This is a genomic window from Erysipelatoclostridium sp. An15 (assembly GCF_002160675.1).
Classification (GTDB): Bacteria; Bacillota_I; Bacilli_A; order Erysipelotrichales; family Coprobacillaceae; genus Thomasclavelia; species Thomasclavelia merdavium.
Map to the genome: position 1 here is coordinate 34,680 of NZ_NFLA01000024.1, position 7,922 is coordinate 42,601.

The 7,922-nt window shown below is 29.4% G+C and carries 10 protein-coding genes; 8 read left to right on the forward strand and 2 right to left on the reverse strand.

Annotation, left to right across the window (positions count from 1 at the left end; all coding sequences use genetic code 11):
• The first annotated feature begins 16 nt into the window (after positions 1 to 16).
• Genes atpF through atpC form a run of 6 tightly spaced genes read left to right on the forward strand, consistent with a single transcriptional unit; the run spans position 17 to position 5,262 of the window.
• Positions 17 to 520, forward strand: coding sequence for a F0F1 ATP synthase subunit B (gene atpF / locus B5E92_RS08855; RefSeq protein ID WP_087301381.1), 504 nt, complete (start codon positions 17 to 19; stop codon positions 518 to 520).
• Complete coding sequence (locus tag B5E92_RS08860) at positions 520 to 1,053, forward strand: F0F1 ATP synthase subunit delta (RefSeq protein WP_087301383.1); 534 nt, start codon at positions 520 to 522, stop codon at positions 1,051 to 1,053. The genes atpF and B5E92_RS08860 overlap by 1 nt, the downstream gene beginning before the upstream one ends.
• A gap of 9 nt (positions 1,054 to 1,062) precedes the next feature.
• Complete coding sequence (atpA, locus tag B5E92_RS08865; protein WP_087301385.1) at positions 1,063 to 2,586, forward strand: F0F1 ATP synthase subunit alpha; 1,524 nt, start codon at positions 1,063 to 1,065, stop codon at positions 2,584 to 2,586.
• A 6-nt stretch (positions 2,587 to 2,592) separates the two neighbouring features.
• Positions 2,593 to 3,450 carry an ATP synthase F1 subunit gamma gene (gene atpG / locus B5E92_RS08870; protein ID WP_087301387.1) on the forward strand — a complete coding sequence of 286 codons (858 nt, stop codon included), beginning with the start codon at positions 2,593 to 2,595 and terminating at the stop codon, positions 3,448 to 3,450.
• A gap of 11 nt (positions 3,451 to 3,461) precedes the next feature.
• Positions 3,462 to 4,868, forward strand: a complete 1,407-nt coding sequence (gene atpD / locus B5E92_RS08875; protein WP_087301388.1) for a F0F1 ATP synthase subunit beta — start codon at positions 3,462 to 3,464, stop codon at positions 4,866 to 4,868.
• Positions 4,861 to 5,262: an ATP synthase F1 subunit epsilon gene (gene atpC / locus B5E92_RS08880; protein ID WP_087301390.1), complete on the forward strand. Its 402-nt coding sequence runs from the start codon at positions 4,861 to 4,863 to the stop codon at positions 5,260 to 5,262. The genes atpD and atpC overlap by 8 nt, the downstream gene beginning before the upstream one ends.
• On the opposite strand, the gene B5E92_RS15915 is transcribed toward atpC, so the two are convergent.
• Positions 5,254 to 5,385 carry a hypothetical protein gene (locus tag B5E92_RS15915; RefSeq protein WP_255375794.1) on the reverse strand — a complete coding sequence of 44 codons (132 nt, stop codon included), beginning with the start codon at positions 5,383 to 5,385 and terminating at the stop codon, positions 5,254 to 5,256. The genes atpC and B5E92_RS15915 overlap by 9 nt on opposite strands.
• A 140-nt stretch (positions 5,386 to 5,525) precedes the next feature.
• Between B5E92_RS15915 and B5E92_RS08885 the strand changes: the two genes are divergently transcribed.
• Positions 5,526 to 6,407: an Abi family protein gene (locus tag B5E92_RS08885; RefSeq protein ID WP_087301392.1), complete on the forward strand. Its 882-nt coding sequence runs from the start codon at positions 5,526 to 5,528 to the stop codon at positions 6,405 to 6,407.
• 497 nt (positions 6,408 to 6,904) lie between these two features.
• Here B5E92_RS08885 and B5E92_RS08890 read toward each other — a convergent pair whose 3' ends face one another.
• Positions 6,905 to 7,192 carry a hypothetical protein gene (locus B5E92_RS08890; protein WP_087301394.1) on the reverse strand — a complete coding sequence of 96 codons (288 nt, stop codon included), beginning with the start codon at positions 7,190 to 7,192 and terminating at the stop codon, positions 6,905 to 6,907.
• Between the two features lie 156 nt (positions 7,193 to 7,348).
• Between B5E92_RS08890 and B5E92_RS08895 the strand changes: the two genes are divergently transcribed.
• Positions 7,349 to 7,666, forward strand: coding sequence for a PTS sugar transporter subunit IIB (locus B5E92_RS08895; protein ID WP_087301396.1), 318 nt, complete (start codon positions 7,349 to 7,351; stop codon positions 7,664 to 7,666).
• The last annotated feature ends 256 nt before the right edge of the window (positions 7,667 to 7,922 follow it).

Sequence of the window (7,922 nt, forward strand, 5' to 3'; positions counted from 1 at the left end):
AAGAGGAGGAATAAGAATGGATATTGATATTGCCTCAAAATTATTCCCCAATATTACGACTTTAATAGTTCAGTTACTGGCAACAGGAGTAATGTTATGCATTTTTAAAAAGTTTTTATGGAAACCAGTACAAGACTATTTTGCTAAACGTGCTGATTACATTGAAGGAACTGTAAATGATGCTAAAAATATGCAGCAAAAGGCTAAAGCTTTAATGGAAGAAAGTGAAGAACAGTCTCGTGCTGCTGCCAAAGAATATCGTAATATTGTTGAAAAAGCAAAGGTTGATGCTGGTAAGACAAGAGATAGTATCATTGAAAAAGCAAATGAAGAAGCGAAAGAAAAACTTGAACGTGCATCAAAAGAAATCGAAGCAGAAAAAATTGCAGCGAAAGCTGAAGTAAAGAATGAAATTGTAAATATTGCAATTGACGTGGCTAGTAAAATAATGAATCAGGAAATGGATCAAAAAGCTAATGAAAAATTAGTTGATGAATTTATTAAGGAAATTGATAAATAATGGAATCTGTAGCACATTGTTATGCTGTTTCATTATTTTCTTTAGCTAAAGAAGAAAATGCGGTTGATAGTTATCAAAAAGATATGCTATTGATTGATGATATCTTCAGTAAAGAGCCTAAATTCTTAACTTTTTTTAGTCATGTTTTGATTGATGATAAAGTTAAATGTGATTTAATAGATCAAAGTTTTAAAGGAACAGTTAATACATATATTGTTAATTTTTTGAAATTATTGGTCAAAAAAAGAAGAATTCGCTATCTTCAAGAAATAATTAAAGAATTTAAAAAATTATGTAATGATTATTTTGGAATAGAAGAGGGTATTTTATATACTGCTTTTGATATTTCACCAGAGTCTTTAAAACAAGTTGAACAAGCAGTAGGAAAAGCAACCAATAAAATAATTAAATTAAAAGTTGTTAAAGACCCAGCTTTAATTGGTGGAATTAAAGTTGAAGTAAATAATCGGGTTTTTGATGGAACAATCAAAAATAAAGTTTCATTATTGAAAAAAGAACTATTAAGAAAGTAGGTGAAAATAGTGGGGCTTAGACCAGATGAGATTAGCACTTTGATCAAAGAACAAATTAAAAACTTTGATGAAGTGATTGAACAAAAAGATGTAGGAACCGTTATGACTGTTGGAGATGGTGTAAGTGTAATCCATGGCTTAGATGATGCCATGTTAGGTGAACTTTTAGCCTTCCCAAACGATGTCTATGGAATGGTGATGAACTTAGATGAAGATAGCGTAGGTGCTGTTTTACTTGGTTCTGAAGATGAAATTAAAGAAGGCGATGAAGTTAAACGTACTGGTAGAATTATGGAAGTTCCAGTAGGTGATGAATTATTAGGACGAGTTGTAAACCCATTAGGACAACCAATTGATGGTAATGGTGAAATTAAAACAACTAAAACACGTCCAATCGAAAGAGTTGCCAGCGGTGTTATGACTAGAAAATCAGTTGATCAGCCTTTACAAACAGGAATTACTTCAATTGATGCAATCATCCCAATTGGACGAGGACAACGTGAGTTGATCATTGGTGACCGTCAAACTGGTAAAACAGCAATCGCTATTGATACAATTTTAAATCAAAAAGGACAAGATATTTATTGTATTTATGTTGCAATTGGACAAAAGAATTCAACAGTTGCACAAATCGTAGAAAAATTACGCCAAGGTGGCGCAATGGAATATACAACAGTTGTTTGTGCTTCTGCTAGTGAATTAGCACCAGTGCAATATATTGCTCCATATGCTGGATGCGCTATTGGAGAAGAATGGTTAGAACAAGGGAAAGACGTATTAATTGTTTATGATGATTTATCAAAACATGCAGTAGCATATCGTACTGTCTCTTTATTGTTAAAAAGACCACCAGGACGTGAAGCATATCCAGGTGATGTCTTCTATCTACATTCAAGATTATTAGAGAGAGCTTGTCGTTTAAATGAAGAAAATGGTGGTGGATCAATCACTGCTTTACCAATCATTGAAACTCAAGCTGGGGATATTTCTGCATATATCCCAACTAACGTAATTTCAATTACTGATGGACAAATTTTCTTGCAGTTAGATTTATTCAACTCAGGATTTAGACCAGCAATCGATACTGGACTTTCAGTAAGCCGTGTTGGTTCATCAGCGCAAATTAAAGCAATGAAACAAGTATCAGGATCTTTAAAATTAGAATTGGCGCAATATACTGAAATGCAAGCATTTGCTCAATTTGGATCTGACTTAGATGCAGCAACTAAAGCAACATTAGACCATGGTGCTAAAGTTCGTGAAGTATTGAAACAAGCTCAATATTCACCACGTTCTGTTGCAACTCAAGTAATTACTTTATTTGCTTTAAAATATGGATTTACTAAATCATTAGAAGTTGAACAAGTTTCTAGCTTCATGGATCAATTAGTAGAACATATTGAAATGACTCAAAAAGAAATTATTGATGAAATCAATGATAAAAAAGAAATTTCGCCTGATTTAGAAAAACATATGAAAGATGTTATCGGTGCATTTGTAAATCAATTTGAAAAAACTCAAGCAAAGGGGTAGTTAGCTATGCCTGGAGGAATGCAAGAAATCAAGCGAAGAATTAAATCGGTTGAATCAACCAAAAAAATTACTAAGGCAATGGAACTAGTAGCTACTTCAAAACTTAGAAAAACAAGAAATCAATTGGAACAATCAAAACCATACTATAGTGAAGTAGCTAAAACAGTAGCTGAGCTATTAGCTAATTGTAAAGGAAATAATGATAGTGCTTATTTAAAAGAAAACAAAGATGTAACTAAAGAAGCATATATCGTTATTGCTTCAAGTCTAGGATTATGTGGTGGTTATAATGCAAACGTATTTAAAGAAATCAAAGATGTAATTAAAGCTGATGATTATGTTTATAGTATTGGTTCTAAAGCATCAAGTTACTTAAAAAAGAATCATCAAGGTATAACAGATACTAAATTCGAAGATTTAAATACTACATTTAATTTTAAAGATGTTACTAGATTAGTAACAGAACTAACAAATATGTATTGTAATCAAGAAATTAGTAAAATTAAAATTGTTTATACTGAATTTATAAACAATTTAACTTTCAAACCTAGAATTGTTACTTTATTACCAATTGATGCTGATAGTTTTGAAGATATTGAGCTTTCTAAAAAAGAAACATTATTTGAACCAGGTCCTGAAGAAGTTTTAAATAGCTTAATTCCAATGTATTTACAAGCAGTTATTTATGGTTATATTATTGAATCAGTAACTAGTGAAAATGCATCTAGAAGAACTTCAATGGAAAATGCTACTGATAATGCCGATGAACTTACAGAACAGTTATTATTAAAATATAATCAAGCTCGACAAACTGCGATTACTAATGAAATTAGTGAAATCGTGGCAGGGGCTAATGCACAATAAGGAGGTGCCGTATGTCACAAAATATTGGTAAAATAATTAGTGCTAAAGGGCCAGTAATCGATATCCAATTTAATGGTGATAGTAATCTACCAGCTTTAAATACGGCGATTGAAATTCAAAATGGAGATGAACTACTAGTAGTTGAGGTAGCGCAACATATCGGAGATGATATTGTTCGTTGTATTGCTATGGGACCAACTGATGGTGTCAGAAGAGGTATGGATGCAGTTGATACTAAACACCCAATTACTGTACCAGTAGGAAATCAAACATTAGGAAGAATGTTTAATGTTTTAGGACAACCAATTGATGGAAAAGAAGCATTAGGTGATGACGTTAAAAAAATGCCAATTCATCGTAGTGCCCCATCATATTCTGAACAAAGAACTGAAACTGAAATTTTGGAAACCGGAATTAAAGTTGTCGATTTAATTTGTCCTTTCATTAAAGGGGGAAAAATCGGTTTATTCGGTGGAGCCGGAGTAGGAAAAACAGTATTAATTCAAGAATTTATTAATAATATCGCTACTGAACATGGCGGTCTATCTGTTTTCGCTGGAGTTGGAGAACGTAGTCGTGAAGGAAATGATTTATATTATGAAATGAAAGAAAGTGGTGTACTTTCAAAAACAACACTTGTTTTTGGTCAAATGAACGAACCACCTGGAGCTCGTTTAAGAGTAGGATTAACAGGTCTTACAATGGCTGAAGAATTCCGTGATAGCCAAGGACAAGATGTCTTATTGTTCATTGATAATATTTTCCGTTTCACTCAAGCAGGTTCTGAAGTTTCTGCCTTGTTAGGTCGTGTCCCATCTCAAGCTGGATATCAGCCAACTTTGGCAACAGAAATGGGAGCTTTGCAAGAAAGAATTACTTCAACAAAAAATGGTTCAATTACATCTGTTCAAGCTGTATATGTACCAGCAGATGACTTAACTGACCCTGCACCAGCAACAACTTTCGCTCACTTAGATGCTAAAGTTGTATTAGATCGTTCTATTGCAGCATTAGGAATTTATCCAGCAGTAGATCCATTAAATTCTTCATCAAGAGCTCTTGATCCATTAGTTGTTGGTAAAGAACATTATGAAGTTGCTCATGGTGTGCAACAAATTTTACAACGTTTCCAAGAATTACAAGATATTATTGCAATTTTAGGTATGGACGAATTAGGTGAAGAAGATAAGTTAACAGTAGCAAGAGCTCGTAGAGTGCGTAATTACTTATCACAACCATTTACTGTAGCAAGTCAGTTTACAGGAATGGATGGAAAATATGTTCGCGTTAGTGATACAATAAAAGGATTTAAAGAAATTCTTGAAGGTAAATATGATGATTTACCAGAACAGGCTTTCCACAACGTTGGTACTATTGAAGAAGCAATTGAAAAAGCGAAGACATTAGAAAATGAGTAAATTTAAGCTTAAAATCATAACTCCTAAAGGAGTTTATCAAGAAGTGGAAGTCAATCAGTTAAATCTTCGCTCAACTGGTGGTCAGATTGGAATACTAGCTCATCATATTCCGCTTGCAACTGGTGTTGAAATTTCAATGATGAGTTATATTATTGATAATCAGCGTTATGAATTTGCTGTTGGAAATGGTTTTATTTATGTAAATGATAATGAAACCAAATTAATAGTAGATTCAATCGAATCAAAAGAAGAAATTGATTTAAATCGAGCTAAAGAAGCTAAAGCTCGTGCTGAAGAAAGAATCCATCATCCAACTGAACATACTGATTTAATGCGAGCTGAAGTTGCACTAAAGAAAGCAATTAATCGAATTAGAGTTAAAGAACTAAACTAAGTTGATATTATCTTTAAAAAGAGCACTATGTTGTTGCTCTTTTTTTACATTAGATAATTGATTCAAAGATAATGAATTAGTTGAATAGGCTTCTAATAAAGCAAAAACATAATATTTTATCATGAGTAAAGAAAATCTCAAATTCATCTGCTTTATTTGACAAAATAGTGATAAAATATTTTAGAGGTGATTTCATTGCGAAAAAAGTATTCAGTTTACCAACAAATAGAAAATTTAAAAAATAAAACATTAAATTAGAAATTATGGATGAGCATTCAGCATTGCAATATTTAACATATAATACATATTATTTTAAGATAAAATCTTTTGCTAAATCTTTTGAATATAATGAATCAAAAAAGCAATATATTCATTTAGATTTTGAATACTTAGTAGAATTATCTAAACTTGATATGTACTTAAGAGAGTATATTATTAAATTATCGTTAGATACAGAGCATTTTTTAAAGGTAAAATTAATCAATGATTTAACAAATAATGATAAAGAAGATGGATATAATATTATTAGTCAGTTTTTTCAAAAATATCCTTATATTAAACGCAATATTGATTTCAAAAAGAATGATTCTACTTGTGCTGATCTAATTCATAAGTATGAAAATAATTGGGCTGTGTGGAACATTGTAGAAGTGTTATCTTTTGGCGATTTTATTAAATTATTTGAATTATATTATGAACTTTATCCAGAAAATAAATCTCAAACAATAAATAATCTACTATGGCCATTAAAATTTATTAGAAATGCTTCAGCTCATAATAATTGCTTATTAAATACCTTAAGAAAAGCATATACGCATACACACTTATTTAACGGTAAGAAAAATATTATAGAACCTAATAAAAAACTAGTATCTTTATTAACAGAAATTCCTAATATTAGTAAAAATACGAGAAAGAAAAAAATTGCTAATCCAATTATACATGATTTTATAGCAACTTTATTTTTATTTAATGAAGTTTGTAGCAGTCCTATATTAAAAGAAAAACAATTGCACATCTTACAAGATTTAATAAATGTAAGATTTGTTAAACATAGTGAATATTTTATTAACGATAATATATTTACATCAAATTATGAATTTGTTAAAAAAATTGTTGACTATTTATGCGAAAAATACATATAATATGATGAAGGACAAAAACGAAAGTTTTATGTAGAGCAACGCCTGCGTTGCTCTACTTTTTCTATATGAAAATTAATTAATAACAATTAAATTATTTAGTAGTTATTATTAAGAATTAATATACACTATATATTTTATTAATACTAAATATTAAAGAGTAAAATTAAAATGTTTATTTCAAATATAAAATGCTAAGCACAGTTAATTTTCATGAATAAATTATATTTTGTGATTAATCCATATAATAGATAAATATTTTATGTTTTAAAAGTATGTTCCTAATTTGAAATTTAAAGAATTTCACAATAAATATACTATTTGCTCTTTAGAACAATATTTAAAAATTAAATTTAGTAAAAGTCAGAAAAGGTACAATTGATAAATAATTTTTTGGAATAAACATAATTGTATAACCGGTATGCGAGTCTAACATCATTAGTAATTCAATTTTTTCTTGTTCATGTTTATCTGGATGAATATATATAGCTCGTTAAAATTTAAAGAAGTAATTTAATATATCTTGCTTTTATTAGCAATTTTAAACAGCTGCTTTTTAATTGGTCTAGGGTTAAAATAAATTCCTTTGTTATAAAATTTACTTTATCTCTTGTATAAACTGTGTGCAGACCTAAAAATTGCTTTTGTTCTACTGCTTCAAGTATTTCAATAGATTTTTTTATATTTTCTCTATCTTTAGAAATATCAGCAAGAATTAAATCGTTTTTAACCTCTATCCATGTTGTTTGAAAACAATTATTTGTTAAATCATAATGTATTTTTTTCACCCAAAAAGCTAGTTATTTTTAATAAAAGAAATATTTTCTCAATATTTTTATTAATATTAAAAAAAATAATATAATTTTTTCCGATTTATTTTTAAAAACATATTTATTTTATAAAAAATGATAATATTTTCTTGAAAATAAAAGGAGGAAAATATTATGATTAAAATTTTGTTAGCGTGTAATGCTGGAATGTCAACTAGCTTATTAGTTACTAGAATGGAAAAAGCAGCTCAAGAAAAAGATTTAGAAGTAGAAATTAAAGCAGTGGGGGTTACTGAGGCAGAACGAATTCTTCAGGATTGGAATATTGTTTTATTAGGACCGCAAGTGCGTCATCATATTAAAATGTTAACTGATCATGCAGAAAATAAATTACCAGTAAAAGTGATTGATATGCGTGATTATGGTTTGATGAATGGTGAAAAGGTATTACAAGATGCTCTCGATACAATTGAACAGTTTAATAGTAAATAAGCAGTTGTTGTAGAAAAATAAAATGATCAATATCTTTGTAGAATTACAAAATAACTTAGATAAGTTATCTAATTATGAACAAATAATAGCCAAGTATATTTTACAGCACCCTCAACAAGTCTTATCAATGAACTCTAAAGATATAAAAGTCAAGATAATTTGACCAATTTGTTGCAATTAAGTGTTCTCAGTTTTTTTAGGATTTAATTTATCTTTGATTCGATAAGATGGACCTGTGATATTAAATAAATATGAA